At 68.8% G+C, this 24,871-nt stretch carries 31 protein-coding genes; 16 read left to right on the top strand and 15 right to left on the bottom strand.

Features of this window, described 5'->3' with window-relative positions:
• Positions 1-221: 221 nt before the first annotated feature.
• Positions 222-3,155, top strand: coding sequence for a preprotein translocase subunit SecA (gene secA, locus C8D87_RS14415; protein ID WP_112226948.1), 2,934 nt, complete (start codon positions 222-224; stop codon positions 3,153-3,155).
• Positions 3,156-3,222: 67 nt separating this feature from the next.
• Here the strand turns inward: secA and C8D87_RS49135 are convergent, their stop codons facing one another.
• Positions 3,223-3,630, bottom strand: a complete 408-nt coding sequence (locus tag C8D87_RS49135) for an Rv3235 family protein (protein ID WP_411711360.1) — start codon at positions 3,628-3,630, stop codon at positions 3,223-3,225.
• Positions 3,631-3,698: 68 nt separating this feature from the next.
• On the opposite strand from C8D87_RS49135, the gene C8D87_RS14425 reads away from it, so the two are divergent.
• The gene (locus C8D87_RS14425) at positions 3,699-4,109 is read left to right on the top strand and encodes an HAD-IA family hydrolase (protein WP_112227091.1); all 411 of its coding nucleotides are present in this window, start codon (positions 3,699-3,701) and stop codon (positions 4,107-4,109) included.
• 84 nt (positions 4,110-4,193) lie between these two features.
• A complete protein-coding gene (locus tag C8D87_RS45095; RefSeq protein WP_146231712.1) occupies positions 4,194-4,493 on the top strand; it encodes a hypothetical protein in 300 nt (99 codons plus the stop codon).
• On the opposite strand, the gene C8D87_RS14430 is transcribed toward C8D87_RS45095, so the two are convergent.
• Positions 4,481-5,233 (bottom strand): TrmH family RNA methyltransferase, encoded by a 753-nt coding sequence (locus C8D87_RS14430; RefSeq protein ID WP_109639242.1) that lies wholly within the window; start codon positions 5,231-5,233, stop codon positions 4,481-4,483. The two genes, C8D87_RS45095 and C8D87_RS14430, sit on opposite strands and share 13 nt — an antisense overlap.
• A 105-nt stretch (positions 5,234-5,338) precedes the next feature.
• Between C8D87_RS14430 and C8D87_RS14435 the strand changes: the two genes are divergently transcribed.
• From C8D87_RS14435 to C8D87_RS14445, 3 genes are read left to right on the top strand one after another with little or no spacing between them, the layout of a single operon-like run.
• Positions 5,339-6,004: a phosphotransferase gene (locus C8D87_RS14435; protein WP_112226950.1), complete on the top strand. Its 666-nt coding sequence runs from the start codon at positions 5,339-5,341 to the stop codon at positions 6,002-6,004.
• Between the two features lie 10 nt (positions 6,005-6,014).
• Complete coding sequence (locus C8D87_RS14440) at positions 6,015-7,409, top strand: WS/DGAT/MGAT family O-acyltransferase (protein ID WP_109639244.1); 1,395 nt, start codon at positions 6,015-6,017, stop codon at positions 7,407-7,409.
• Positions 7,406-7,897: a DUF6912 family protein gene (locus C8D87_RS14445; protein WP_109639245.1), complete on the top strand. Its 492-nt coding sequence runs from the start codon at positions 7,406-7,408 to the stop codon at positions 7,895-7,897. The genes C8D87_RS14440 and C8D87_RS14445 overlap by 4 nt, the downstream gene beginning before the upstream one ends.
• On the opposite strand, the gene C8D87_RS14450 is transcribed toward C8D87_RS14445, so the two are convergent.
• Both C8D87_RS14450 and C8D87_RS14455 read right to left on the bottom strand, forming a co-directional pair.
• A complete protein-coding gene (locus tag C8D87_RS14450) occupies positions 7,894-8,751 on the bottom strand; it encodes a GNAT family N-acetyltransferase (protein ID WP_112227092.1) in 858 nt (285 codons plus the stop codon). The genes C8D87_RS14445 and C8D87_RS14450 overlap by 4 nt on opposite strands.
• Before the next feature lie 33 nt (positions 8,752-8,784).
• Entirely contained in the window at positions 8,785-9,171 is a 387-nt protein-coding gene (locus C8D87_RS14455; RefSeq protein ID WP_170155132.1) for a VOC family protein, read from the bottom strand.
• A gap of 36 nt (positions 9,172-9,207) precedes the next feature.
• Between C8D87_RS14455 and pruA the strand changes: the two genes are divergently transcribed.
• Positions 9,208-10,836, top strand: coding sequence for an L-glutamate gamma-semialdehyde dehydrogenase (gene pruA / locus C8D87_RS14460; RefSeq protein WP_112226951.1), 1,629 nt, complete (start codon positions 9,208-9,210; stop codon positions 10,834-10,836).
• Here pruA and C8D87_RS14465 read toward each other — a convergent pair.
• The 6 genes from C8D87_RS14465 to aroA all read right to left on the bottom strand — a co-directional run bounded on the left by C8D87_RS14465 (position 10,818) and on the right by aroA (position 15,067).
• On the bottom strand, positions 10,818-11,561 hold the full coding sequence (locus C8D87_RS14465) for an NAD-dependent epimerase/dehydratase family protein (protein ID WP_112226952.1): 744 nt from the start codon (positions 11,559-11,561) through the stop codon (positions 10,818-10,820). The two genes, pruA and C8D87_RS14465, sit on opposite strands and share 19 nt — an antisense overlap.
• Before the next feature lie 22 nt (positions 11,562-11,583).
• The gene (locus tag C8D87_RS14470) at positions 11,584-12,117 is read right to left on the bottom strand and encodes a hypothetical protein (RefSeq protein ID WP_112226953.1); all 534 of its coding nucleotides are present in this window, start codon (positions 12,115-12,117) and stop codon (positions 11,584-11,586) included.
• Complete coding sequence (locus C8D87_RS14475) at positions 12,114-12,563, bottom strand: hypothetical protein (protein ID WP_112226954.1); 450 nt, start codon at positions 12,561-12,563, stop codon at positions 12,114-12,116. Before C8D87_RS14475 ends, C8D87_RS14470 begins: the two co-directional genes overlap by 4 nt.
• Positions 12,560-12,724, bottom strand: a complete 165-nt coding sequence (locus C8D87_RS45870) for a hypothetical protein (RefSeq protein ID WP_170166419.1) — start codon at positions 12,722-12,724, stop codon at positions 12,560-12,562. The genes C8D87_RS14475 and C8D87_RS45870 overlap by 4 nt, the downstream gene beginning before the upstream one ends.
• A gap of 77 nt (positions 12,725-12,801) precedes the next feature.
• Positions 12,802-13,800 (bottom strand): ribosome small subunit-dependent GTPase A, encoded by a 999-nt coding sequence (gene rsgA / locus C8D87_RS14480; RefSeq protein ID WP_109639250.1) that lies wholly within the window; start codon positions 13,798-13,800, stop codon positions 12,802-12,804.
• A 1-nt stretch (position 13,801) separates the two neighbouring features.
• Positions 13,802-15,067 carry a 3-phosphoshikimate 1-carboxyvinyltransferase gene (gene aroA, locus C8D87_RS14485; protein ID WP_109639251.1) on the bottom strand — a complete coding sequence of 422 codons (1,266 nt, stop codon included), beginning with the start codon at positions 15,065-15,067 and terminating at the stop codon, positions 13,802-13,804.
• A gap of 85 nt (positions 15,068-15,152) precedes the next feature.
• On the opposite strand from aroA, the gene C8D87_RS14490 reads away from it, so the two are divergent.
• Together C8D87_RS14490 and C8D87_RS14495 are read left to right on the top strand one after the other, a co-directional pair.
• On the top strand, positions 15,153-15,887 hold the full coding sequence (locus tag C8D87_RS14490) for an SOS response-associated peptidase (RefSeq protein ID WP_109639252.1): 735 nt from the start codon (positions 15,153-15,155) through the stop codon (positions 15,885-15,887).
• Positions 15,884-16,495, top strand: coding sequence for an alpha/beta hydrolase family protein (locus C8D87_RS14495; protein WP_109639253.1), 612 nt, complete (start codon positions 15,884-15,886; stop codon positions 16,493-16,495). Before C8D87_RS14490 ends, C8D87_RS14495 begins: the two co-directional genes overlap by 4 nt.
• Here the strand turns inward: C8D87_RS14495 and C8D87_RS14500 are convergent.
• Positions 16,492-17,349, bottom strand: coding sequence for a DUF7916 family protein (locus tag C8D87_RS14500; protein ID WP_109639254.1), 858 nt, complete (start codon positions 17,347-17,349; stop codon positions 16,492-16,494). The two genes, C8D87_RS14495 and C8D87_RS14500, sit on opposite strands and share 4 nt — an antisense overlap.
• 65 nt (positions 17,350-17,414) lie before the next feature.
• On the opposite strand from C8D87_RS14500, the gene C8D87_RS14505 reads away from it, so the two are divergent.
• Entirely contained in the window at positions 17,415-17,957 is a 543-nt protein-coding gene (locus C8D87_RS14505) for a DinB family protein (protein ID WP_112227093.1), read from the top strand.
• The gene (locus C8D87_RS14510) at positions 17,950-18,540 is read left to right on the top strand and encodes a VOC family protein (protein ID WP_112226955.1); all 591 of its coding nucleotides are present in this window, start codon (positions 17,950-17,952) and stop codon (positions 18,538-18,540) included. Before C8D87_RS14505 ends, C8D87_RS14510 begins: the two co-directional genes overlap by 8 nt.
• Here C8D87_RS14510 and ybaK read toward each other — a convergent pair.
• Positions 18,537-19,013, bottom strand: coding sequence for a Cys-tRNA(Pro) deacylase (ybaK, locus tag C8D87_RS14515; RefSeq protein ID WP_109639257.1), 477 nt, complete (start codon positions 19,011-19,013; stop codon positions 18,537-18,539). The two genes, C8D87_RS14510 and ybaK, sit on opposite strands and share 4 nt — an antisense overlap.
• A gap of 50 nt (positions 19,014-19,063) precedes the next feature.
• Here ybaK and C8D87_RS14520 point away from each other — a divergent pair, with 50 nt between their 5' ends.
• Both C8D87_RS14520 and rsrA read left to right on the top strand, forming a co-directional pair.
• Positions 19,064-19,729, top strand: coding sequence for a sigma-70 family RNA polymerase sigma factor (locus C8D87_RS14520; RefSeq protein WP_109639366.1), 666 nt, complete (start codon positions 19,064-19,066; stop codon positions 19,727-19,729).
• Positions 19,726-19,986, top strand: coding sequence for a mycothiol system anti-sigma-R factor (gene rsrA / locus C8D87_RS14525; RefSeq protein ID WP_109639258.1), 261 nt, complete (start codon positions 19,726-19,728; stop codon positions 19,984-19,986). The genes C8D87_RS14520 and rsrA overlap by 4 nt, the downstream gene beginning before the upstream one ends.
• 61 nt (positions 19,987-20,047) lie before the next feature.
• Here rsrA and C8D87_RS49140 read toward each other — a convergent pair whose 3' ends face one another.
• Positions 20,048-20,122 (bottom strand): 50S ribosomal protein bL37, encoded by a 75-nt coding sequence (locus C8D87_RS49140; RefSeq protein WP_096498094.1) that lies wholly within the window; start codon positions 20,120-20,122, stop codon positions 20,048-20,050.
• A 124-nt stretch (positions 20,123-20,246) separates the two neighbouring features.
• Here C8D87_RS49140 and C8D87_RS14535 point away from each other — a divergent pair, with 124 nt between their 5' ends.
• A complete protein-coding gene (locus C8D87_RS14535; protein ID WP_109639259.1) occupies positions 20,247-21,725 on the top strand; it encodes a sensor histidine kinase in 1,479 nt (492 codons plus the stop codon).
• A 141-nt stretch (positions 21,726-21,866) separates the two neighbouring features.
• Here the strand turns inward: C8D87_RS14535 and C8D87_RS14540 are convergent, their stop codons facing one another.
• Positions 21,867-22,121: a WhiB family transcriptional regulator gene (locus C8D87_RS14540; RefSeq protein WP_015104912.1), complete on the bottom strand. Its 255-nt coding sequence runs from the start codon at positions 22,119-22,121 to the stop codon at positions 21,867-21,869.
• A 244-nt stretch (positions 22,122-22,365) separates the two neighbouring features.
• Entirely contained in the window at positions 22,366-23,307 is a 942-nt protein-coding gene (locus C8D87_RS14545; RefSeq protein ID WP_109639260.1) for a diacylglycerol/lipid kinase family protein, read from the bottom strand.
• Between the two features lie 250 nt (positions 23,308-23,557).
• Here C8D87_RS14545 and C8D87_RS14550 point away from each other — a divergent pair, with 250 nt between their 5' ends.
• Together C8D87_RS14550 and C8D87_RS14555 are read left to right on the top strand one after the other, a co-directional pair.
• Positions 23,558-23,977, top strand: a complete 420-nt coding sequence (locus tag C8D87_RS14550) for a hypothetical protein (protein ID WP_233439993.1) — start codon at positions 23,558-23,560, stop codon at positions 23,975-23,977.
• 82 nt (positions 23,978-24,059) lie between these two features.
• Positions 24,060-24,773 (top strand): S1 family peptidase, encoded by a 714-nt coding sequence (locus C8D87_RS14555; protein WP_109639262.1) that lies wholly within the window; start codon positions 24,060-24,062, stop codon positions 24,771-24,773.
• Positions 24,774-24,871 lie beyond the last annotated feature (98 nt).

The following is a 24,871-nucleotide window of genomic DNA, read 5'->3' on the forward strand; positions in this document are numbered from 1 at the left end:
AGTTGGCCGGACCAGGAACCTTCACGCGGGCCTCATGCGTTCACCACACCAGTAGCCGAGGTGGCGGCAGGCCCTCGCGGATGGGGCTGACCTGCGTATACCAGGTCACAAGGCCCAATCCGCCTGTGTCTGTGCGCACATCTTGGCGACTTGCCTACGATGGGCAGGGGAAAGGCGTCCGACGTGGGCGCGCCGCGATACAGGTGATGAGGTCTATCCAGATGGTGCTGTCCCGACTGCTCCGCTCCGGCGAGGGCAAGATGCTCAAGCGCCTCCGCAACATCGCACACGCCATCAACGGCCTCGAAGATGACGTGGTCGACCTCTCCGACGCCGAGCTGCGCGCCAAGACCGAGGAGTTCAAGAAGCGCCATGCCGACGGCGAGTCGCTCGACGAGCTGCTGCCGGAGGCGTTCGCCGTCGCCCGCGAGGCCGCGAAGCGGACGCTGGGTCAGCGCCCCTACGACGTGCAGCTCATGGGTGGCGCGGCGCTGCACCTCGGGCAGATCGCCGAGATGCGCACCGGTGAGGGCAAGACGCTGACCTCGGTCATGCCGGTCTACCTCAACGCCCTCGCGGGCAAGGGCGTGCACGTCATCACGACGAACGACTACCTCGCCAAGCGCGACGCGGACTGGATGGGCCGTGTCCACCGGTTCCTGGGACTGAGCGTCGGCGCGATCCTCTCCGAGATGACGCCCGAGCAGCGGCGCGCGGCGTACAACTCGGACATCACCTACGGCACGAACAACGAGTTCGGCTTCGACTACCTGCGCGACAACATGGCGTGGAGCCTGGACGAGTGCGTGCAGCGCGGCCACTACTACGCGATCGTCGACGAGGTCGACTCGATCCTCATCGACGAGGCCCGCACCCCGCTGATCATCTCCGGCCCCGCCGAGCAGTCGGCGCGCTGGTACACGGAGTTCGCCCGGCTCGCCCCGCGCATGCGCGGCATCGACGTCACGCAGCTCTCCCAGAAGGACCGCATCGAGGTCGTCGAGGAGAAGTCGAAGTCGTACCACTACCAGTACGACGAGAAGAAGCGCACCGTCGCCGTCACCGAGCTCGGTGTGGAGTTCATCGAGGACCAGCTCGGCATCGACAACCTCTACGAGGCGGCCAACACGCCGTTGGTGGGCTACCTGAACAACGCCCTCAAGGCGAAGGAGCTCTACAAGCGCGACAAGGACTACATCCTGCGCAACGGTGAGGTCATGATCGTCGACGAGTTCACGGGTCGTGTGCTCGCCGGCCGCCGCTACAACGAGGGCATGCACCAGGCCATCGAGGCCAAGGAAGGCGTGGAGATCAAGGCGGAGAACCAGACTCTCGCCACGATCACCCTGCAGAACTACTTCCGCCTGTACGAGAAGCTCGGCGGCATGACCGGTACCGCCGAGACCGAGGCGGCCGAGTTCCACCAGACCTACAAGCTGGGCGTCGTGCCGATCCCGACGAACCGCCCGCCGCAGCGCAAGGACATGCCCGACCTCGTCTACAAGAGCGAGGAGGCGAAGTTCGACGCCGTCGCCGACGACATCGCCGAGAAGCACGCGAAGGGCCAGCCGGTCCTGATCGGTACCACGAGCGTCGAGCGCTCCGAGTACCTCTCGAAGCTGCTGGTGCGCAAGGGCATCCCGCACGAGGTCCTGAACGCGAAGCACCACGACCGCGAGGCGCTGATCATCGCCAAGGCCGGCCGCAAGGGCGCCGTCACGGTCGCCACGAACATGGCCGGTCGCGGTACCGACATCGTGCTGGGCGGCAACCCGGACATCATCGCCGACCACGAGCTGCGCGAGCGCGGCCTCGACCCGGTGGAGACGCCGGAGGAGTACGAGGCCGAGTGGGCCAAGGTCGTCGAGGAGCTGACGATCGCCGGCAAGGCCGAGGCCGACGAGGTCCGCGCGGCAGGCGGTCTCTACGTGCTCGGCACCGAGCGCCACGAGTCGCGCCGCATCGACAACCAGCTCCGCGGCCGCACCGGCCGTCAGGGCGACCCCGGCGAGTCGCGCTTCTACCTGTCGCTGCAGGACGAGCTGATGCGCCGCTTCAACGCGTCCATGGTCGAGATGGTCATGACGCGCCTGAACGTGCCGGACGACGTGCCGATCGAGCACAAGATGGTCACCCGCGCCATCCGCAGCGCGCAGACCCAGGTCGAGCAGCAGAACTTCGAGATCCGCAAGAACGTCCTCAAGTACGACGAGGTCATGAACCGCCAGCGCACGGTGATCTACGCCGAGCGCCACCGCGTCCTCGCGGGCGAAGACCTGAAGGAACAGGTCGAGCACATGATCGTCAGCGTCGTGGAGGAGTACGTCAACGGTGCCACGGCCGACGGCTACGCCGAGGACTGGGACTTCGACAAGCTCTGGACGGCACTCAAGACCCTCTACCCGGTCTCGCTGGACCCCGACGAGCTCCTCGAGTCCGATGAGGACATCACCCGCGAGCACCTCCGCGAGGTCCTCGTCGAGGACGCCCTGCAGGCGTACCGCAACCGCGAGGCCGACATCGACAGCCGAGTCGGCGAAGGCGCCACCCGCGAGCTGGAGCGCCGCGTCCTGCTGTCGGTCCTCGACCGCAAGTGGCGCGAGCACCTGTACGAGATGGACTACTTGAAGGAGGGCATCGGCCTGCGCGCCATGGCGCAGCGCGACCCCCTCATCGAGTACCAGCGCGAGGGCTTCGACATGTTCAACGCGATGCTCGACGCGTTGAAGGAAGAGACCGTCGGCTTCCTCTTCAACCTCCAGGTGGAAGCGGCAGAACCGGAGCCCGCGCAGCCCGAGGTCCCGGTCTCCCTGAGCACCACCCCGCAGGCGCTTCCGCAGACCCCGCAGAGCGGCTCCCGGGCCCGTGCCCGCGCGGCGGCCGCGGCCCAGCAGCAGCGTGAGCAGCAGGCCCAGGCTCCGGCAGGTCCGGCCATGGCCCAGTTGTCCAGCGGCAACGCCATCCCGCCCGCCCTGCGCGGCAAGGGCCTCGGCGGCCCCGGCGAGCAGCGCCTGACCTACAGCGGCCCGGCGGAAGACGGCGGCGTGGAGCAGCACGGCGAGTCCAACGGTGCCGGCCAGCAGGGCGGCACCCGCAAGGAGCGTCGCGAGGCGGCACGTCAGGCGGCCAAGGGCAACCGCAACAAGCGGCGCTGACCGCAGCACGACCACGTGGGCCGCGTTCCTCCGGGAGCGCGGCCCACGCGTCGTTTCGGAGGCTGCCTCACTCGAGCACCGAGAACGTGGTCAGCCACCATCGGCCACTCCGATGCTCAGCCCGAGCCGCGACGGCAAACGCCCGGCCCTCCCGCAGAATCGTCACGGAAATCTCCGCGACGAACCGGGACGGATGACAAACCCGAGGAGCCCGAACCATCCGGGTGGCCCGCACCCGGACCGTTCCGCCCAGCCGAGCAGCCAGCCCGGGGACCGCGACCTCCCGCAGCAACCGTCTGGACCGCCGGCCGTCCAGCACCTCCAGAACCACCCAGACCAACCGAGCGGCATCCAGTTCAGGCGACGGCGGTTCCGGTACCGGAACCCAGACCGGCCGTGGCCGAGGCCGGGGGATGACAGCCGGCATTCCGACCGGCGGCTCGTAGGCGGGCAGGCGACGAACAACTGGGGGCATGCCGAACCAGGCGCGACACCCGGCGACATCGGGACACGGTCCACCCGGAAGTGGGTACCGTCCACAAGGTGTTGAAAGCCCTGGTGCTCGACTACGGCGGCGTTCTGACCGATCCCGGCGAGGACAACGCCGCGGAACCCCCGCTGCTCACCGCGCTGCGCAAGGCCAGGGAACAGGGTCTGAAAACCGCCCTGCTGTCCAACGCGGACGGTTGGTGGCAGCCGCCGGGAACGTGGCAGGGCCTCTTCGACGCCACGATCATCAGCGGCGAGGTGGGCCTGGCGAAGCCGGACCCGGAGATCTACCTCCTCACCGCGACGAGGCTGAACCTCGAACCTGGCGAGTGCGTCTTCGTCGACGACCTCGCGATCAACGTCAGGGGTGCGGCGGCAGCGGGCATGGTCGGTGTCCACCATCGGTCGACACGGTCCACCCTCGAGGAGCTGGAAATCCTGCTAGCGATAGCACTCTGCGATTGAGGGTTCACCCCGCAGCGTAATTGCCCATTATTCGGCTGCGCACTACCGTCAATTGGGCAAGTAGTCGAATGCTTAGGGGAGAAAATGCGAAGAATTGTCGCTTGTGTTGCAGTCGCCATTGCAGCCACGGCAATTGCATCACCCGCCCAGGCGCAGGAGCGTGGTTGCTACGAGGAATACCTGAGGGACGGGCGCAGCGTCGAGGTCTTCTGCGACGAAGGGCGGCCAGGACGCTTCCGGGCCGTCGCCCACTGCTCCAACGGCCTGGGCACCTGGGGCCAGACCGGCAGCATCGGCCGGGTCAGGGGCGCGTCCTCGGTCGCGGTGTGCACGTCGTTGCTCGGGTATCCCCGAGTCGACGGGTATCACGTCTATTGGCTCTGAGCGCGGCGCACCAGTTCGAAGCAGAGCACGGCTGCGGCTGATGCCACGTTCAACGATTCCACGCCTGCCGCCATCGGAATCGACAGCCACGACGTGATGTGCGGACGCACGTCGTCGGTGATTCCGGACGTTTCACTGCCCAGGACGAAGGCGGCACGCGCCTCGAAAGAAGCAGAATAAATCGTGTCGGACGCGTGGGAATCCAACGCGTAAAGCGGAAAGCCTGACGCGCGCAACAATGCCGAGGCCTCCGCCGCGGTGCCGCAGCGCAGCACGGGCGCTCGGAATGCCACCCCGGCGGAGGCCTTCACCACGAGCGGGTCGATCGACGCGACACCTCGGCGCGGCACCACGATGCCGTCGATGCCGGCGGCGGTCGCGGTGCGCAGGATCATGCCGACGTTGGCGGGCGTGGTGATGCCGTCCAGCACGAGCACGGACCGCAGCGAACCCTCCTCCAGCGCCAGGGCGAGCGGCTTCATGCGGGGCGCGACCACGTCGGCGAGCACGCCCTGGTCCTGCTTTCCGTTGCCCGCCAGCACCTTCACGCGCTGCGCGGTGGCGCGCTGCACGGCGACGCCGCGGGAACGTGCCGCGTCGATGATCTCCCGAGCCGCCGGGCCGCGGGCCGTGTCGGCGAGCACCACCTTGTCCACCGACAACGCCGGGTCGTCCAGCGCTTCCAGCACCGGCTTGCGGCCGTAGACGGTGACGAAACGGTCCTTGGGCGAGATCTCCACAGCAAGAGGGTGACAGAGCCCCGCACGCTCGGCTCAAACGGGTGAAGAGGTGCGCTAGAGCCGTTCGGCCCTTGTGTTTCGGATCATATCAATGATGATCGTCACATGACGGCAGGTATGCGCAGCGTCGCGCAACGTCAACACATTGCGAGCGGCCAGGACTCGGACGTGTTCATCCGGTCCGACGGCCTGCTCGTCAAGCGCACGCGCACCGGCCGTGACCTGCGGCGCGAGGCCGAGATGATGGTGTACCTGAGCGACCACGGCATTCCCGTTCCGCGCGTGCACGAGGCCACCGCCGACGAACTCGTCATGCAGTACGTGCCCGGCCCGCGGATGTCCGAGGAGATCGGCCGCAAGCCCTGGCTCGCCGGTCAGCTCGGACGGGATCTGGCCGAGCTCCACCACTGTCTCGACGTCATCCCGGCGCCCGGTTTCCTCAGCGGCGAGGGCGACCTTCTGCACCTCGACCTGCACCCCGGCAACGTCGTGCTCGGTCCGGAAGGGCCCGTGGTCCTCGACTGGGCCTGCGCCACGAAGGGCGACCGCAGGCTCGACGTCGCGCTGAGCTGGGTGTCGCTGGCCGTCGCCCGTCTCGCGCCGGTCAAGAAGCTCACGCGGTGGCGGTTCCTCAAGGCGTTCATGGCCAACGTGGACCCGAAGGCGCGCGAGGCGATCCCGGAGGCGGCGCGCATCCGGCTCGAACGCCACGACCGCGACCCCGTGGAACGTGCCGCACTTCAAAAACTCATGGACCCCGATCGCCACTAGGCTGGCGGGCATGCCGGACCGCCTGTCAGCGCTGGACGCCTCGTTCCTGTACCTGGAGGACTCCACGACGCCGATGCACGTCGGCGGAGTGGCGGTCTTCCGACGGCCGAAGGCGGGATTCGACTACGACAAGCTCGTCGACCTCATCGAGCAACGCCTGAGCCTCGTGCCGCGCTACCGGCAGAAGGTCGTGCACGTCCCGGGACGCATCGCGCGCCCGGTCTGGATCGACGACCCGGACTTCGACGTCACCTACCACGTGCGCCGGTCAGCGCTGCCCAAGCCCGGCAACGACACCCAGCTGCACGACCTGGTCGCGCGCCTGATGTCCCGCCCGCTCGACCACTCCCGCCCGTTGTGGGAGATCTACCTGGTCGAGGGCCTCGCGAAGAACCAGACCGCCGTCATCACCAAGACCCACCAGGCCATGATCGACGGCATCGCGTCGCTGGAGATCGGCCAGGTCATGCTGGACGTGTCGCCGTCGCCGCGCACGAACGTCGAGAACCTCTGGATGCCGCAGCCGGAGCCCAGCTCGCTGCAGCTCGTGGCCGACGCGGTCACCGACATCGTGCAGCGCCCCGGCGAACTCGTGGAGAACGTCCGCAGCGCCGCGCTCGACACCGTCGCCACGGTCGAGAAGGTCTTCAACGCCTTCGGTGCCGTGGCCGCCGCCGTCCGCACCGCCGCGACCCCCGCGCCCGGCAGCCCGCTGAACGTCCGCATCACGTCGCCGCAGCGCCGTTTCGCCGTCGCGCGTGCTCAGCTCGACGACCTGCGGTCCGTCCGCAAGGCACACGGCGGCACGGTCAACGACGTGGTGCTCGCGGCCCTGTCCGGTGCGCTGCGGAACTGGCTGCTCAGCCGCGGCGAGAACGTCACCGGCAGCACCACCATCCGCGCGATGGCGCCGCTCTCGGTCCGCGACGCCGACCCGGACTCGGGCAACAACGTCAGTGCCTACCTCGTCGACCTGCCGGTCGGCGAACCGAACCCGGTCGTGCGCCTGCACCACGTGAGCCACGCGATGCGCGCGCACAAGGAGTCCGGCCAGTCCGTCGCCGCAGACGCCCTGGTGAAGGTCTCCGGCTTCGCCCCGCCGACGCTGCACGCGCTGGGCGCGCGGGCGGCCTCGTCGTTCTCGCGCCGCCTGTTCAACGTGATCGTCACAAATGTTCCCGGCCCGCAGGTGCCGTTGTACGCGGCGGGCGCGAGAATGACCGAGATCTTCCCGGTCGTCCCGCTCGCCAAGAACCAGGCACTGGCCATCGGGGTGACGTCGTACGACGGCGGTGTTTACTTCGGACTGAACGGCGACCGCGACGCCATGTCCGATGTGGACGTTCTCGCGACCATGGTCGAGGAGTCGGTGGAGGAACTGATGGGGACGGCGAGCGGTTCATGAGGGTCTACATCCCGGCCACGGTGTCGATGCTGCGCACGTTCGTCGACAGCGGCGAGCTGACCCCGATCGGCGGCACGGCGTTCGCGCTGACGCCCGCCCTGCGCGAGTCCTACGCGGCGGGCGACACCGAGGAGCTCGAATACGCCGCGATGCTCGACGCCGCCCGAGCCTCGCTCAGGCTGCTGGCGGGCGACGAGAAGACCGAGCCGCGCCGCGCGGTCATCGCCGTGGACGCCGACGACGTGACGCTGCGCCCCGACCTCGACCACTCGGTCGTGAAGGTCGCCGGCTCCGTCACGCTGAAGGACGTCGCGTCCGTGCACCTGGACACGTCCGAGGCCGAAGAGGACGTCCGAGCGGCCGCCGAGGTGGTCGACGCCGCCGACATGGGCGACCCGGACGCCGAGTTCACGCTGGGCAGCGCCGAGGACCACGAGCTGGCCTGGTACGCCCCGCAGGAGCTCGCCTTCGTGCTCGAACTCCTCTAGTCGCGGCGCTGGTCGAACACCTCCGGCATCGGCTGGAACCCCGCTGCCCGGTAGGTGGCGACCGCACCGACGTTGGAACTCGGCGTGCAGACGAGCGCGATGGACGAACCGAGCTCCTGGAGGGTTTTCGCCGCCGCGATGGTGATGGCCTTGCCGAAGCCCTGGCCGCGGTGGTCCCGGTGCACGCCCATCGGTTCGAGCAGGCCGGGTTTGCCGGGGCCCGCCGACCACACGGTCACGGCTGCCACCGGCTGGTTCCCGGCGTGGGCGACGAGGCTGCGGGCGTCCTCGTACGGGCCGTTCGCCATGTTGTGCCAACGGTCCGCGGTGAAGGTCGACCTCTCGAACGACGCCCTGATCACGTCGGCGTGCACGTGGGCCCGGTCGGGGCCGATCACCTCGATCTCCACGCCGGGATCTTCGACCGGCGATGAGAGGTCGCGGCGCAGCGGGGTCCACGGTACGTCGGACTGCCAGCCGTTCTGGAACATCAGCTCCTGGAAGCGGGTGTGCTTGGGGGACTCGATGTAGACCTTGCCCGCCGGAAGCACGCCGCGGGCCGGGTCGCTCACGTCGGCGGCGAGCCGCTGAGCCAGTTCCTCGTCGTGGTGGGCGTCCGGGGCGATGGTGAAGCGGAGCAGGTCCGGCTGGTCCAGGAAACCGACCGCGAGGATCCGGCCGTCACGGCTCCAGGTGCGGACCGTGGCGGCTGTCGCCTCGGCGCCGAGCCGCCAGGCCCAGCCGATGTCCCCCGGATGCAGCTGCATGGGCGCGTCGTCGTGCTGCCACTCGCGGAGGGCCTGCACGGCCGCGGTCAGCTCGTCGACTTCCGGCGTTCGCAACACAGGGCCGATCAGACACCACTGGCTGTCCAGCCGCACCCGGTTTTACATGCCCTCGGCGGGCTCCCACAGCTCGATCCGGTTCCCCTCCGGATCAACACACCACCCGAACCTCCCGAACTCCGAGTCCTCGGTGTCCGGCAGCACCTCAACGCCACGCGCCCGCAGCTTCGCCATCAACGACGGCAGGTCGTCGACGCGCAGGTTCAGCATGGTGCGCTGGTGGGGTTCGCCGATGTAGTCGGTGTCCTGGGCGAACAACGCCATCGTCGTCGTGCCCGGACGTTCGGACGTCGCCGTGTCGAGCCAGTGGAAGGTGACGGTGCCCTTTTCGCTCATCGGCACGCCCAGGTTGTCGCGGTACCAGGCGGCCAGGCGCGCAGGATCTCGGGAACGCAGGAAAACCCCGCCGATGCCAGTCACCCGCGCCACCCGACGGACCCTACTACCGCGTGCCACGATGGGGGAATGGACGCCGTAACGTCTGCACCCGAACCGGTCAACGAGCCGGTGCACACCTACGCTCCTGGTAGCGCAGAACGCGCCAGTCTGCAGGCGCGCATCTCAGAGCTTGAAGGCATCACCCACGAGCTGACCATGACCATCGGCGGTCAGCAGCGCATGGCTGGTGGCGATCGCATCGACGTGGTTCAGCCGCATGATCACCGGCACGTGCTCGGTGTGACCGCACAGGCGACGAAGTCCGATGTCGCGGAGGCCATGCGAGCTGCCCAGCACGCTGCGCCGGGCTGGCAGGAGCTGCCGTACGACGAACGCGCAGCGGTGCTGCTCAGGGCGGCCGAGCTGCTGAGCGGGCCGTGGCGCGACACGCTCAACGCCGCCACGATTCTCGGGCAGTCGAAGTCCGTGCAGCAGGCCGAGATCGACTCGGCGTGCGAGCTGATCGACTTTCTGCGGTTCAACGTCCACTTCGGGCGGCGGATCCTCGAGGAGCAGCCGGCGAGCAGCCCCGGCGTGTGGAACCGGATGGACCACCGGCCGCTCGACGGGTTCGTCGTGGCGATCACGCCGTTCAACTTCACGGCCATCGCCGGGAACCTGCCGCTCGCGCCCGCGCTGATGGGCAACACCGTGGTGTGGAAGCCGTCGCCGACGCAGCAGCTCGCCGCGCACTACACCATGCGGATGCTCGAAGAGGCCGGTCTGCCGCCGGGCGTGATCAACCTCGTCACCGGCGACGGCCAGGCGGTGAGCGAGGTGGCGTTGCGGGACAGGTTCTTCGCGGGACTGCACTTCACCGGGTCCACGCGCACGTTCAAGGCGCTGTGGCAGACCATGGCGAGCAACCTCGACCACTACCGCGCCTACCCGCGCGTCGTCGGCGAGACCGGTGGCAAGGACTTCGTGCTGGCGCACGCTTCCGCTGACCCCAAGGCTCTCGTCACGGGGCTGGTTCGCGGCGCTTTCGAGTACCAGGGCCAGAAGTGTTCGGCGGCGTCGCGGGCGTACGTCGCGCGGTCGTTGTGGGAGAGCGAGGTTCGTGAACGGCTGCTCGACGTCACGAAGTCCCTGTCGTACGGCGATGTGACGGACCTGTCGGCGTTCGGCGGCGCGGTGATCGACCATCGCGCGTTCGCCAAGCACAAGGACGCGCTGCTGATGGCGTCCGCGTCCACCTCGGTCGAGGTGCTGGCGGGCGGCACGTGCGACGACTCGGTGGGCTACTTCGTCGATCCGACGGTGCTGCTGGGCACCGACCCGCACCACGACATCTTCACGACCGAGTACTTCGGCCCGATCCTCGCCGTGCACGTCTACGAGGACGCGGACTTCCCGAACATCATGGAGACCATCGAGAACTCCACGCCGTACGCCTTGACCGGCGCCGTCTTCGCGCGCGACCGGGCGGCGGTCGCGCAGGCGCACAAGGCTTTGCGGTTCGCGGCGGGCAACTTCTACGTCAACGACAAGCCGACGGGCGCGGTCGTCGGGCAGCAGCCGTTCGGTGGCTCGCGCGGCTCCGGCACCAACGACAAGGCGGGCTCGATCTACAACCTGCAGCGCTGGACGAGCCCGCGTGCCATCAAGGAAACGCTGGTGCCGCCGACGGATCACACCTATCCGCACATGGGCTGAACCCGTGGTTTCCAGCCGGTGGCGTCGGTGAGCTTCGTGCTCACCACCCGCTGCGACCGCGCGAAGACCTCGAACGACGCGGCGAACCTGCCCATGAACTTCGGCAGCCGCGTGATCCCGAGGTCGCGCTTCAACACCGGCGACCCGACGTTGTAGATGCCCGGAGGCGCGTCCAGCACCGCGATGGCCGCGGCTGCCGCGTCTCCGGGGTGCACGACCGACATCCACCCGTCGCCCACGAGCACCGGCGGCGACATGGCCTCGCCGCCCATCAGCAGCCCGATGCGCAGGAACACCCCGCCGGGGTGCCTGAGCACGTTCTGCTGCGCCTGCACCGAGCTCGCGACGTGCCCGACCGGCTTGATGGGCGCTGTCTCGTCGAGCTCGCGGTCGCCGCCGTCCGCGTACACGAACGAGATGCCCTCCTGCACGATCCGTTCGACGCCCGCGCGCTGAGCCGCCTCGACGAGCGCGGCGCTGCCCTCGGTGCGGATGCGGTTGTTCTCCGCCCAGGCACTGGCCATGACCGCCTTCGCGGTGAGCGGGATGCGGGTGGCCAGGTTGATGACGGCGTCGTAGCCCGTGAGCGCCTTCGCGAGCTGCCCTGCGTCGAACATCGAGGTCGTGTGCCGGTCCAGCACCCCCACCTCGTGTCCCGCCGCCCGCAGCCGCGGCACCGCTTCCCGTCCGAGCACACCCGTCGCACCGATCACGAATACCTTCATGACCAGTGGACGAGACAGCGCGTCAGGACGTGACAGGCACTCGGGCGAACGCATCCTTCGCGTGTTCCTGCACGATGGAAGCGACCTGGTCCGCGTTGCCGTCCGGCAGGCGCACGACCACCTTCAGCGACTCGGTCGCGTTGATCGCCACGAGTGTCGTGCACTCCACGCCTTGAGGCGTGGCGGCACACGACGTCGCTGCCGAGTGACCGTCGCCGATCAGCATCTCCACGGCCTTGTCCGGCCGCGCATAAGCGTCCCCGAACGCCACCAGGACCATCATGTCCTTCTCCGTGCCGGGACCCACCTGCATCAGGCAGGACCGCGGGACGGCCGGGTGCGGCTGAGGGCTGCCGAACAACGTCCCGCCGAGGTCCGCGGCGGTGAGCATCTGGCACGGGTCGGCGCCGGCGAGCTTGCGCGGTGTGTCGATGCGCGGCGAGGTCGTGGCGACCGTCGTCGTTGTCGTCTCGGTCGTGGTGCTGGAGGGCGCGGTCGCCACCGGTGCGGCGCTGCAGCCCGTGAGCAGAAGCACGAAGGGCAGCCAGCGCCTCACTTCGGCAGCCTTTCCAGTGCCTTGGCAGCGAGACCCTGGGTGACCTGCCCGACCACGTTGAGGTCGTGGCTGCGCTGGACCACCTTCAGCCCGATCAGCTGACCGTCCCGCGCCTCGACGACGCCCTCACACGTCACGGTCCCGGACTCGTCGGTGCAGCGGCGGGTCATCGGGTGGTCGTTGACCACCGCGCCGTAGCCGCCATCCGACAGCAACGGATGCGACGCGTCCGCGAACTTCTCGGTCCGCAGCGTCAGCCGCACGGTCAGCGAGTCGAACGTGAAGTCGCACGCCCGCTCGCCCTTGGCCGCACCCTTGAGGTTGCCCGCGTCACCGGACGCGAGCAGCGTGCACGGGTCGGTGTCCTCGAACTTCGGGGGAGCGGGCTGTTCCGCGGTGCACGCCGTCAACGCCACCAGCGCGACGAGTCCCAGGTACCTGATCACGACACCAACTCTCGCAGGATCGCGACGATCTTGGTGCGAGCGGCCATCCCGATGTCGTACCCGGGCGGTGTCCGCTCGGCGCTCACCGCGAGGACCCGGTCGGCCGAAAGTTCGGTCACCACGACACCGGTGCCCGTCTGACTCCGCGGGTTGGACGTCACGCCCCACCACCCCGGCCACCAGCGAGAGAACCCCCAGCTGTCTGCTCACGCCGGAAGTGTGACTGACGGGCGCAAGCTCAATCCGCGTGGTCGTCCAGCCCCGCGCGGGACGCGAGCAGCCGCCGCAACGACGTCAGGCGGCCGGGCGCGTCCGGCACCAGTTCGTCCAGCATGCAGCCGGGGTCCTCCGGCGCACCCAGGTGGCCGCAGCCGGGCGGGCACTCCTCCGCGGCCTCCGCGAAGTCCGGGAACGCCTTCACGATGTCGTCCGGCGTGATGTGCGCGAGGCCGAACGAGCGGATGCCCGGCGTGTCCACGACCCAGCCGCCTTCCGGCAGCCGCAGCGCCACGGCCTGCGTCGAGGTGTGCCGGCCCTTGCCGACGCCGGACACCACGCCCACCGCCCGGTTCGCGTCCGGCACCAGCTTGTTGACCAAAGTGGACTTGCCGACGCCGGAGTGGCCGATCAGGCACGACACCCTGTCCGTCAGCCTGGCGCGCAGGGCGGCTGGCTCCTCGTCGAACCGCGTCACGATCACCGGCACGTCGAGCTCGGTGTACAGCGCCAGCAGCTCGTCCGCGGAAGCGAGGTCCGACTTCGTCAGGCACAGCACCGGTTCCAGGCCGCCCGCGTAGGCGGCGACCAGGCACCGGTCGATGAAACCCGTGCGCGGCGGGGGATCGGCCAGTGCGACCACCATGATGAGCTGGGAGGCGTTCGCGACGACGACGCGTTCGAACGGATCGGTGTCGTCCGCGGTCCGGCGCAGCACCGAGGTCCGCTCCTCGACGCGCACGATCCGGGCCAGCGTGTCCGGCTGACCCGACGTGTCACCGACGATGCCGACCTGGTCGCCCACCACCACGGGCGTGCGGCCGAGTTCGCGCGCACGCATGGCGGTGACGATGACACCGGACTCCAGCGCACACGTCCAGCGGCCCCTGTCCACGCCGATCACCATCGCGCTCTCGGCGTCGGCGTGTTCGGGCCGTCTCTTGCTGCGCGGCCGCGTGCCCTTGCCGGGGCGCACGCGAACGTCGGACTCGTCGAGCTTGCGCCAGTCCCGCTTGCTCACTTCAACGCGCCTCCGTGAGCATGGCGTTCCACATGCCTGGGAAATCGGGAATCGTCTTGGTCGTGCTGCCGATGTCGTCCACCGAGACGCCCGGCACCACCAGCCCGACGATCGCGCCCGCGGTCGCCATCCGGTGGTCGGCGTAGGCCTGCCACACCCCGCCGTGCAGCGGCGCGGGTTCGATGATCAGGCCGTCCTCGGTCTCGGACGCGTTGCCGCCCAGCGCGTTGATCTCGTTGACGAGCGCCGCGATCCGGTCCGTCTCGTGGCCGCGGATGTGCGCGACACCGCGGATGACCGTCCGCCCCTCGGCCAGCGCCGCCAGCGCCGCGACCGTCGGCGTCAGCTCGCTCTCGTCGTGCAGGTCGATGTCCAGACCGGACAGCTTCGCGGGGCCGCGCACCGTCAGACCCTCGTCCGACAGCTCGACGGAACAGCCCATCCGCTCCAGGATGTCTCGCACCGCGTCGCCGGCCTGCGTGGTCCTGGCCGGCCAATGCGGAACCGTCACCTCGCCACCGGTCACCGCGGCCGCCGCGAGGAACACCGTCGCGTTCGACAGGTCCGGCTCCACGTGCCACGTGCGCGCGGCGATCGGGCCCGGCTCGACGTGCCACAGGTTCGCTTCGGTCTCCACCCGGACGCCGACCGAACGCAGCGTCTCGACCGTCATGTCGATGTGCGGCAACGAAGGCACGGGCTTGCCGTCGTGGCGCACCGTCACGCCCTTGTCGTACCGCGCACCGGACAGCAGCAGCCCCGACACGAACTGCGATGAGCCCGACGCGTCGATAGTCACCTCGCCACCGGCCAGCGATCCCGTGCCGCGCAAAGTGAACGGCAGCGCGTCGCCCTCGACGTCCGCACCCAGCGAGCGCAACGCACCCAGCACGGTGCTCATCGGCCGCTTGCGTGCGTGCGGGTCGCCGTCGAACCGGATCTCACCCTCGGCGATCGCGGCGGCGGGCGGCAGGAACCGCATGACCGTGCCCGCGAGGCCGCAGTCGACGTCGGCCGGTCCGCGCAACGGGGCGGGCGTCACGTCCCAGCCACCGTCCTCGCGATCGGCGAAACCCACCCCGAGGGAGGAGAGCGCGGCAGCCATCAACACGGTGTCGCGGCTGCGCAGCGGTGCGTGCACCGCGGAGGGCCCGTCGGCCAGTGCCGCGAGCACCAGAACGCGGTTCGTGATCGACTTCGAGCCGGGCACCGGCACGGTCGCGTGGACTGGGCCGGCTGCGCTGGGGGCTGACCAGTGCTGAGTCATGCGTGAATGATCCCGCATGGCCGGTGGCGTGGCTCGCACAGGTGTTCCCGACGTGCGACGATGACGACTTCGGAGGTGATCGGTTTTGTGTGGTAGGTACGCCTCCACCAAGGACCCGGCGCTGCTGGCGGCCGAGTTCGACGCGGTGGACGGAACCGGCGACGAGGCGCCAGGGGCGGACTACAACATCGCTCCCACCAAGCACGTCATGGCGGTGGTCGAGCGCAAACCCGCAGAAGACGCTGCCGAGGTGGAGCGCAGCATTCGCGTGATGCGCTGGGGCCTGGTCCCGCACTGGGCCAAGGACCTCTCCGGCGCGGCCAAGATGATCAACGCCCGTGCGGAGAGCGTGCTGGAGAAGCCCGCCTACAAGCAGTCCGCGATGAAGCGCCGCTGCATCCTGCCCGCCGACGGCTGGTACGAATGGCAGCCGGGCGAGGGGCGCAAACAGCCGTACTTCATCACCCTTGGCGACGGCGCTTCGCTCGCGATGGCCGGCATCTGGTCGGTGTGGTGGAAGGACGACGTCCCGACGGTCACGTGCGCGGTGCTCACCACGGACGCCATCGGCGCGATGACCGAGGTGCACCACCGCATGCCGTTGCTGCTGCCTCGGGACCGTTGGTCGGCGTGGCTCGACCCGACGTCACAGGACCCGTCCGAGCTGCTGGCCCCGGATCCCTCGATTGTCGACGCGCTGGAGTTGCGTCCTGTGTCGATGGCGGTGAACAGCGTGAAGAACAACAATCCGTCCCTGATGGAACGCGTCTCTCTCAACGAAGAAGAGAAGCCCTCACCCACGTTGTTCGAGCTGTCGTGACGACGCTGTTGGTGGACACCCCGCACGGTCCGGCGCGGGCCTCACTGCACTGTGCCCACGAACCGCGCGCGGCACTGCTGCTGGGCCACGGCGCCGGCGGTGGCGTCGAAGCCCCGGATCTGGTCGCCGCGTGCCACGCCGCGAACGCCGTCGGCGTGCACGTGGCCCTGATCGAGCAGCCGTACCGCGTCGCGGGCCGTCGTGCCCCAGCGCCGGCCACGCAGCTCGACACCGCCTGGCTGTCCGTCGTCGACGACCTGGGCGAGCGCTGGTTCGACGGCCTTCCCCTGGTGTTCGGGGGCAGGTCGTCGGGCGCGCGGGTGGCCTGCCGGACGTCGGTCGAGGGGCAGGCGGTGGCGGTGCTGTGCCTGGCGTTCCCGGTGCACCCGCCGGGCAAGCCGGAGAAGTCCCGCCTGGCGGAGCTGGACGGCGTCGAGGTCGCCACCCTGGTCGTGCAGGGCGAGAACGACCCGTTCGGCCTGCCCCCACGAGGCCACCACCGTGAAGTGGTGCTGCTGAAGGGCGACCACTCGCTGAAGGCGTCCGTCGCGGACGTGGGGCGGTTCGTCGGCGAGTGGCTGGACCGCGTGCTGAGGCCGCTGGACTAACGCGCCATCCGTGTCCACGTGTGCCGGCGGCCCCGGACGGCCACCGAGTAGGCGTAGAGCAGCTCGGGGTCGCCCATGCCCGGCAGGAAGCAGTCGCCGATGTGGTGCGCGTCGACGCCGATCTCCTTGGCCGTGAGGGCCAGCTGCGGCACCACGTTGGTGTGCGCGCCTTCCTGCGACGTACCGATCGCGCCCATGACGATCGCGTTCTTCTCGTGGACGGCCGCGACGGCTTCGGCGGCGGCCTCTCTCGTGACACCGGGCAGCGTGCCGGGGATCGGGAGGATGACGCCGTCCGCGCCAGCGTCGACGAGGTTCGCGAGCTTCCGCGCGGTGATCGGCTCCGGGTGACCCGCGTGGTGCATCTTGCCGACCCAGAGCGCGGCGTCGGTCCGGATCTCCTCGGTCGCCCTGGCCATGCCGTCGAGCGAACCGTCGGTGCTGGGGTTGGCCGTCAGCACGATGAGCGCGGCACCGGCGTCGGCGAGCCGCTGAGCATTCGCACGAGTGGCCTTGCGCAGTTCGGGAACGGTGCCCGGCTCCAGGTTGACGCCGATCGGACGGCCGATCTTCTCGGCCAGTGCGTGCAGGCCGGGGAGTTCGCCGAGACCGGGGAAGCGGAACGTCGTGCCGTCCCAAACCCGGTCGATCATGTTCAGCACGATGACATCGGCACCGAACGCGGCCATCAGCTCGGCGTTGTGCACGCCGGTCTGGCCGTCGAACGACAGCGCGGCGCGATCCGCGAACACCTCGGCGACCATGGTCCGTCCCTCGGACGCGGCCACCGCCCTGGTGAGGTCCTGGCCGCGGAGGGCCGCGAGCCCGGTGCGGTCGAGGTCGAGGATGCGCATGCCTGCCTCCCTGAATGGTCTAAACCATGTGGTGGCACTGTACGCAATGGGCTGTGATCACGCCCATGACCGACTTCGACGAGCAGGGCCGCCCGGAACCACCGATGGACGGCGACGAGCTCGCCACCCTGAGCGGTTTCCTGGAGTTCCAGCGCGCCACCCTCGCGTGGAAGACCGCGGGCCTCACCGCCGAGCAGCTCAACGCGACGACCGCGAAGTCGTCGATGACGCTCGGCGGCATGCTCAAGCACCTCGTGTACGTCGAACAGCAGTGGTTCCACGTCGTGCTGCACGACCGCGAGCCGCTGGAGCCGTGGGCGAGCGTCGACTGGAAGGCCGACAACGACTGGGATTGGCACTCGGCCGCTCAGGACAGCCCGGAGCAGCTGATCGCTCTGTGGCAGGAGGAGGTCGACCGCTCCCGCAAGGCCGTCGCGGAAGCCCTCGAAACCGGTGACCTCGGCCAGCTGGCCAAGCATGCGCCGTGGCGGGACGGCCGGGTGCCGAGCCTGCGCTGGATCCTGACCCACATGATCGAGGAGTACTCGCGGCACAACGGCCACGCCGACCTGATCCGCGAGGCGATCGACGGCCAGGTCGGTGAGTAGGCCGATCACCGCGGCGGAGTTCCACGCGGCCGAGGGCGTTGCCGACTGGCGGGTGCTCACCTCGGGCGCGTGTGCGTACTTCCGCGGCACGTTCGACCAGATCAAGCACCTGGTCACGGACACGGCGGACATCCGGCCGGACGGCATCACCGTCCGCCTTCCGCTCACCGAGGCGAGCATCGACGAGGCCCGGCGCATCTCCGCGAGGGCGCGCGAGCTCGGTGCCACCCCGGAACCGGTCCGGCTCCAGCACGTCGGCCTCACCCTCGACGCACTGGTCAGCGCCGGCGTCATGCCGTTCTGGCTGGCGGTGCTCGGGTACGAGCCGGAAGGCGACGAGGACGTCGTCGACCCGCGCGGCCAGGGACCCGGCATCTGGTTCCAGGACATGGACGTGCCGCGAACAGACCGCAACCGCCTGCACATCGACGTGTCGGTACCGCACGACCAGGCAGAGCAACGCGTCCAGCAAGCGTTGCGAGCGGGCGGCACCCTCAAGGACGACAGCCACGCGCCGAGCTGGTGGGTGCTGGCGGACGCCGAGGGCAACGAGGTCTGCATCGCCACCTGGGTCGGACGCTAGGCGCTGATCGACGCCACCACGGCACCGGTCAGCCGCACCAGCTCGGCCGGCGCGATCTCCACCTCGAGCCCGCGCCGCCCGGCACTGCAGAACATCGTGTCGAAGCCCAGCGCCGACTCGTCCACCACGATCGGCAGCCGCTTCTTCTGCCCCAGCGGGGAGATCCCGCCCGCGACGTACCCGGTGGCGCGCTCGGCGTCGGCGACGACGGCCATCTTGGCCTTCTTGCCCTTCAACGCCGCGGCGAGACCCTTGAGGTCGAGCTGCGCGGTCACCGGCACGACGCCGACCGCGAGCTTGCCGTCCACTTCGGCCACGAGCGTCTTGAAAACGCGTTCCGGCACCAGCCCGAGCGCCTCCGCCGCCTCCAGCCCGTAGGACTCGTGGCGGGGGTCGTGCTCGTACGAGTGCAAGGTGTGCGCCACCCGCTGCTTGTCCAGCAGCGCTGTGGCGGGCGTCCCACGTCCGGCCATGCGGAATTACTACCAGCACTTCCGTTGTTACCCAGGACGTGGTGACGAACATGCTCGAGCGGCCCCGCGTAGCATCACTACCGACCCAGGACCATTGGGAAGGGAGCGCGGTGCCCGCCACCGGCACAACGGAGACGACGGCGGAGCGTGCCGCGCGTTTCGAGCGCGACGCGATGCCGATGCTCGACCAGCTGTACTCGGCGGCCTTGCGCATGACGCGCAACCCGGCTGACGCCGAGGACCTGGTGCAGGAGACGTTCCTCAAGGCCTACTCGGCGTTCGAGTCCTTTTCGGAAGGCACGAACCTCAAGGCGTGGCTGTACCGGATCCTCACCAACACCTACATCAACGGCTACCGCAAGAAGCAGCGTCAGCCTCTCCAGCAGCCTACGGACGAGATCACTGACTGGCAGCTGGCGCAGGCGGAGAGCCACACCTCGACCGGGCTGCGCAGCGCAGAGGTCGAGGCACTCGACAACCTGCCCGACAGCGACGTCAAGGAAGCATTGCAGCGGTTGCCGGAGGAGTTCCGGATCGCGGTCTACCTCGCCGATGTCGAAGGCTTCGCGTACAAGGAGATCGCAGACATCATGGGCACCCCGATCGGCACGGTGATGTCCCGGTTGCACCGGGGCCGTCGCCAGCTCCGCGACATGCTGGCCGACGTCGCACGTGAGCGTGGTTTCCTCCGAGGCAACAACGGAGACGGGTCATGAACTGCGGCGAACCCCACGACACCGATTGCTCAGAGGTCCTGTCCGAGGTCTGGTTGTTCCTCGACCAGGAGTGCGACCAGCAGCGCCGTCAGGCCCTGCAGACGCACCTCGACGAGTGCCATCCGTGCCTGGAGCAGTTCGGGCTGGAGGAGCACCTCAAGGCGCTGCTCGCGCGCAAGTGCGGCGGGGATCTCGCCCCGTCGGACCTGAAGGCGCGCATCCGCGCCACGATCGTGGAGATCCGCAGCGAGGGCTGAGCTCTGGCCGCAAACGTAAAGGCCTGGTCACCGAGCTGGTGACCAGGCCTTTTCGCAGCACTCAGGCGTTGGGGCGCTTCCCGTGGTTCGCGCCACCCTTCTTGCGGTCGCGGCGCTTGCGGGCACGCTTCGACATCTGTGTCTCCTAGGATCGAACTGCTTCACCCACACGTCGGCTGGGCCGACCTGCTGGTCACTGATTCAAAATGGTCGGCCCAGCCGACCAGACGAACACAGTGACATCTTGACATGGAGGAGTTCTGAGCACGCTCACGGACCTGCTGGCCGAGCACACGAAGCTCTCCGGTGCCGCCGTCGACCACCTCCAGCTGGTCGTCGCCGAGTGGCAGCTCCTCTCCGACCTGTCGTTCGCGGACTTCCTCATGTACGTGCCGCTGGACAACCAGAAGTTCCTCTGCGTCGCGCAGGCCCGTCCGACGACGGCACCGACCGCGCACCCCGAGGACGTCGTCGGCAGCGAGGTGGCCGCCGAGGAGCACCCGCAGCTGCGCCGGGCCATCGACGAGTCGCGGATCTGCCGCGAGGAGGACCCGCGCTGGCACCTGGGTGTGCCGGTGCGGCGCGAAACCATCCCGGTGCGGCTGGGCGCCCAGGTCATCGCGGTGCTGAGCCGCAGCACGAACCTGGCGGTGCCGCGGGTGCCGTCGCCGTTGGAGATCTCGTACCTCGGCAGTGCGGCCGACCTGTGCCAGATGATCGCGGACGGCACTTTCCCCGCGCCCGAGCCGTCGCCGGACGTGCACACCAGTCCGCGCGTCGGTGACGGCCTGATCAGGCTCGATCCGTCCGGTGCGGTGGTGTTCGCGTCGCCGAACGCGCTGTCGGCGTACCACCGCATGGGGCACGCCTCGGACCTCGTCGGCGTGCACCTGGCGCCGTTGACCCGCAGCCTGATCGGGGACCCGTTCGACGCCACCGAGGTCGCTCAGCGCATAAGGCAGGCACTGGACGGTCAGCCGTCCATGCGCATGGAGGCCGAGTCACGGCGCGGTGCCGCAGTGCTGTTCCGTTCCTTGCCCCTTCGGCCACGTGGCCAGGCCGCAGGTGCGATCGTGCTGTGCCGCGACGTCACCGAGGTGCGCCGGCGTGACCGCGCGTTGATGTCCAAGGACGCCACGATCCGCGAGATCCACCACCGGGTGAAGAACAACCTGCAGACCGTCGCGGCGTTGCTCAGGTTGCAAAGCCGCAGGTTGACGAACCCGGAGGCGAAGGAGGCGCTGGCCGAGTCGGTCCGCCGTGTGACTTCCATCGCACTGGTTCACGAGACGTTGTCGATGTCGGTCGACGAGCGAGTCGATCTTGACGACGTGGTCGACAAGGTGATCCCGATGATGAGCGACGTGGCGGTCACCGAGACCCAGGTGAAGGTCCGCCGCGAGGGCGGGTTCGGGATCGTCCCTGCCGAGATCGCGACCCCGCTGGTTATGGTCCTGACCGAGCTCGTGCAGAACGCGTTCGAGCACGCCTACGCCCCTGGCCAGCGCGGGGAGGTCGTCGTGCACTCCGAGCGGTCCGCCAAGTGGCTCGACGTGACGATCTCCGACGACGGGAAGGGGCTTCCGCCCGGTTTCTCCCTGGAGCGCACCGATCGTCTCGGTTTGCAGATCGTTCGGACCCTTGTCGATTCCGAATTGAGAGGCTCGTTGAGCTTGCGGCGAAGGCCCCGAGGCGGTACAGAGGCGGTCCTGCGCGTACCGCTCAGAGGGCGGCGCTAAACTAACGCCGTGCACACGTGACGACCAGCCTCAGCGGTCTCACGTGGTCATGCGGGAGGGTGTGCAAACAAAAGAAGAGCCCGACACCTGGCACGGTGTCGGGCTCTACTTTTTAGCTGAACTTCGCGGCTAACTGCCTGGTCAGGCGTTGCTGCGAGCCCGCGTACGGGCGTTGCGGCGCTTGAGAGCGCGGCGCTCGTCTTCGCTCATCCCGCCCCAGACGCCGGCGTCCTGGCCGCTCTCGAGCGCCCACGCGAGGCAGTCGGAGACGACGGGGCAGCGGCGGCAGACGGTCTTCGCCTCGGCGATCTGAAGCAGCGCGGGACCACTGTTCCCAACGGGGAAGAACAGCTCGGGGTCCTCGTCGCGGCAGATCGCGCGGTGGCGCCAGTCCATTGGAACTACTCCTCAGCTAGGCGCGCACAAGGGCACGCCGGTTGTCAGCGGTCGTTTTGGGGTGCTTGTGAATGCTTTCACGAACGGCTGGGATGTCAAGGGGTTAGCACTGACCCGGTGAGTGAACTCACCCAAAAGATCGACAGCGTTCACCTGGGGTTTAACGCTCTGCTGTCGCTCGATTGCAGTACATCCCGGGTGGGTACCGAGACAGTCACGAACCGATCACGGACCGTCAAGCCGCTTATACGGCAACAGTCAACGCGTCCGGGACCGCCCGGAACTCCACCGCAGTGGTCGTGCCGAGGAAATCACCGTCGACCTGGAGGTTGGCGGGCTCCTCGCACTTCACTCTTACATAACCGACGTCGTCGCGCCGAACGAGATTCCCGCCCTTGGGATTCCCGGTGGCGAGGACCTGGGCGATGTAGCGGCCGACGGTGGGCACGCGCAGGGTCTTGAGCGCGCTCAGACCCAGGCCTCCGTCGAACGACGTGCTGGGGTTGAGCTGGATCGCCCTGTCGCCGAAGTACGTCCACGGGTCGGTGTTCGAGACGAACACCATGCCGACATCGCCGAACGGCGGCTCTCCGGGCACTTCGACGGTGAAGTGCTGCGGCTTTCGGACGTTCTGCGCATAAGCCCTGACAGCGACGCTCAGATAGAGAGCAGGGCTCGCATTGCGGCCCTTGGCCCGCTTCTTCTCCACACCGGCGACGACGTCGGCGTCCAGGCCCATGCCCGCGTTGAAGGTGAACCAGCGGCTCTTGTCGCCCTCGATGACGTCCGCGAAGACCTGGCCGAGCCCGATCCGGCGCCGGGTGCCGTGCTCGATCGACTGAAGCAGGACGTGGGTGGCCTCGACGGGGTCGCGCGGGATCCCGAGGGCGCCCGCGAAGACGTTCGCCGAACCGCCCGGCACGACACCGATCATCGGCTTGTCGGGCCGTGGGCCGCCACGCAGGACGCCGTTGACCACCTCGTTGACCGTGCCGTCGCCGCCGTGGGCGATGACCAGGTCGAACCCGTCCTCCGCGGCATGGCTCGCGGCGTCCGCCGCGTGGCCGCGGTAGCAGGTTTCGATGATCTCCAGCTTCACGTCGCTGGCGAGTGCGTGCGCCAACACGTCACGGCCTGCCGGCGTGGTTGTAGTCGCCTGCGGGTTCACCACGAGAAGAGCGCGCACTACTGCAGAGTAAGACAGTGCGTGACCGTCAGCGGCGCGCATGTCCTCCCTCAGGGTGGCCCCAGCTTCACGAAAGTGGCGCAAATCTCCCTTCCGCTCGCACCGCGTAGGCCCGCAGCCGAGTGCACCCCGGACGACCGCCGGCTCGCTGAAGGCCCCTTGATCTTCCCTCGCCGGACGTGCCAAGTGAGACCTCCAACCGGGTGGCCTACGATCCGTGACCAGTACAGAACGTGAGGAAAGGTCTCCTGTGACCACTGGGACCCCGGCGCCGCCGCGCGCTGTGCGCACCGCCGCCGTGCTCACCTTGCTGCAGGGCCTGGGCGGGATCGCGCTGGCCGTTGCGCTTGTCGTGCGGGTGATTCAGGGTGCCCCGTCCGCGGGCCCGATACTCGGGGCCGCCGGTGTGCTCGTGCTCTGGTTCGGCGGGGTGATCTTCGCGTCGGTCATGTTGTTCTGCGGTCACCACGGCGCGCGCACGCCCGTCATCGTCACGCAGCTGCTGCTTCTGGGCTGTGCCTGGTACGCGTACGGGCCGTCCGAACAGCAGCTTCTCGGCTCGTTGGGCGGCATCTACTGCGTGGTCGTGCTCGTGCTGCTGTTCACCCGCGACGGTCGTCAGTGGGCCATGGGCCTGGCCGATGTGAACGAAGGCGACAAAGCCGACTAACGGAGGGTGGTCACGGTCACACGATCGAGTGAAGCTGTGCGTGGTTGCTTAACCACTCCCTGCACTCAAGAGGTGACCAACCATGCGTTTGTTGACCGCGATCGCGGGCGCCCTCCTGGCGGCGCTCTCCCTCGCCCCTGCTACGGCCTCGGCCGCCCCCGAGGACCCGGAAATGTCGCCGATGATCATCGGTGGCAGCTACGCGTCGAACTTCCCCTACGCGGCGCGTCTGTTCGCCAACGGGCGGGAGAACTGCTCGGCGACGAAGATCGCACCTCAGTGGATCCTGACCGCTGAGCACTGCGTGGCGTCGACTTCCGCCAGGTACACGTTCCGCGCGGGCAGCCTGGACCAGACGTCCGGCGGCGAGATGGTGACCGGTACTCAGGTCATCAAGCATTCGTCGGCCGACCTGGCACTGGTCAAGGTGACGCCGTCGATGTCCGGCCCGTTCTCCCCGCTCGTCGCGAGCGTTCAGAACGGCCAGACCGTGCAGCTCTACGGCTGGGGCGCCACCTGCAGGAACCAGCCGGAGATCAACTGCCAGTCCCGCTACCTGAAGGTCGCGAACACGCGGGTCACGAGCACCAACGGTCGGGACTACCGCGGTGGCGTCGCGATCAGCGTGTACCGCATCGACGGCATCGCTGCAGGTGGAGACTCCGGCGGCCCGATGTTCGCCAACGGCCGTCAGGTCGGCGTGGCGTCGACCTCGAACCGTGAGACCGTCTCGAACTACACCAGCATCAACCACGCCCCCTACCGCGACTGGATCCGGCGGACCGCGGGCGTGTGACACACCCTGATTGATCAGCGGTAACCCTGCGATGGCCCTCGGCTCCGGCCGGGGGCCATCACCGTGCGTGTTCACTAAATGGTGGATGGACACGAACG

The organism is Lentzea atacamensis (assembly GCF_003269295.1).
Classification (GTDB): domain Bacteria; phylum Actinomycetota; class Actinomycetes; order Mycobacteriales; family Pseudonocardiaceae; genus Lentzea; species Lentzea atacamensis.

What these genes read in the sequence shown, in the direction of transcription:
- C8D87_RS14540 (WP_015104912.1), bottom strand. Translation starts at nt 22,121, where the DNA reads ATGGACTGGCGCCACCGCGCGATCTGCCGCGACGAGGACCCCGAGCTG.
- ybaK (WP_109639257.1), bottom strand. Translation starts at nt 19,013, where the DNA reads ATGGCCGGACGTGGGACGCCCGCCACAGCGCTGCTGGACAAGCAGCGG.
- pruA (WP_112226951.1), top strand. Translation starts at nt 9,208, where the DNA reads ATGGACGCCGTAACGTCTGCACCCGAACCGGTCAACGAGCCGGTGCAC.
- secA (WP_112226948.1), top strand. Translation starts at nt 222, where the DNA reads ATGGTGCTGTCCCGACTGCTCCGCTCCGGCGAGGGCAAGATGCTCAAG.
- C8D87_RS14505 (WP_112227093.1), top strand. Translation starts at nt 17,415, where the DNA reads ATGACCGACTTCGACGAGCAGGGCCGCCCGGAACCACCGATGGACGGC.
- C8D87_RS14555 (WP_109639262.1), top strand. Translation starts at nt 24,060, where the DNA reads ATGCGTTTGTTGACCGCGATCGCGGGCGCCCTCCTGGCGGCGCTCTCC.
- aroA (WP_109639251.1), bottom strand. Translation starts at nt 15,067, where the DNA reads ATGACTCAGCACTGGTCAGCCCCCAGCGCAGCCGGCCCAGTCCACGCG.
- C8D87_RS45095 (WP_146231712.1), top strand. Translation starts at nt 4,194, where the DNA reads ATGCGAAGAATTGTCGCTTGTGTTGCAGTCGCCATTGCAGCCACGGCA.
- rsrA (WP_109639258.1), top strand. Translation starts at nt 19,726, where the DNA reads ATGAACTGCGGCGAACCCCACGACACCGATTGCTCAGAGGTCCTGTCC.
- C8D87_RS14465 (WP_112226952.1), bottom strand. Translation starts at nt 11,561, where the DNA reads ATGAAGGTATTCGTGATCGGTGCGACGGGTGTGCTCGGACGGGAAGCG.
- C8D87_RS14500 (WP_109639254.1), bottom strand. Translation starts at nt 17,349, where the DNA reads ATGCGCATCCTCGACCTCGACCGCACCGGGCTCGCGGCCCTCCGCGGC.
- C8D87_RS14440 (WP_109639244.1), top strand. Translation starts at nt 6,015, where the DNA reads ATGCCGGACCGCCTGTCAGCGCTGGACGCCTCGTTCCTGTACCTGGAG.
- C8D87_RS14435 (WP_112226950.1), top strand. Translation starts at nt 5,339, where the DNA reads ATGACGGCAGGTATGCGCAGCGTCGCGCAACGTCAACACATTGCGAGC.
- C8D87_RS49135 (WP_411711360.1), bottom strand. Translation starts at nt 3,630, where the DNA reads ATGCCCCCAGTTGTTCGTCGCCTGCCCGCCTACGAGCCGCCGGTCGGA.
- C8D87_RS14520 (WP_109639366.1), top strand. Translation starts at nt 19,064, where the DNA reads ATGCTCGAGCGGCCCCGCGTAGCATCACTACCGACCCAGGACCATTGG.
- C8D87_RS14445 (WP_109639245.1), top strand. Translation starts at nt 7,406, where the DNA reads ATGAGGGTCTACATCCCGGCCACGGTGTCGATGCTGCGCACGTTCGTC.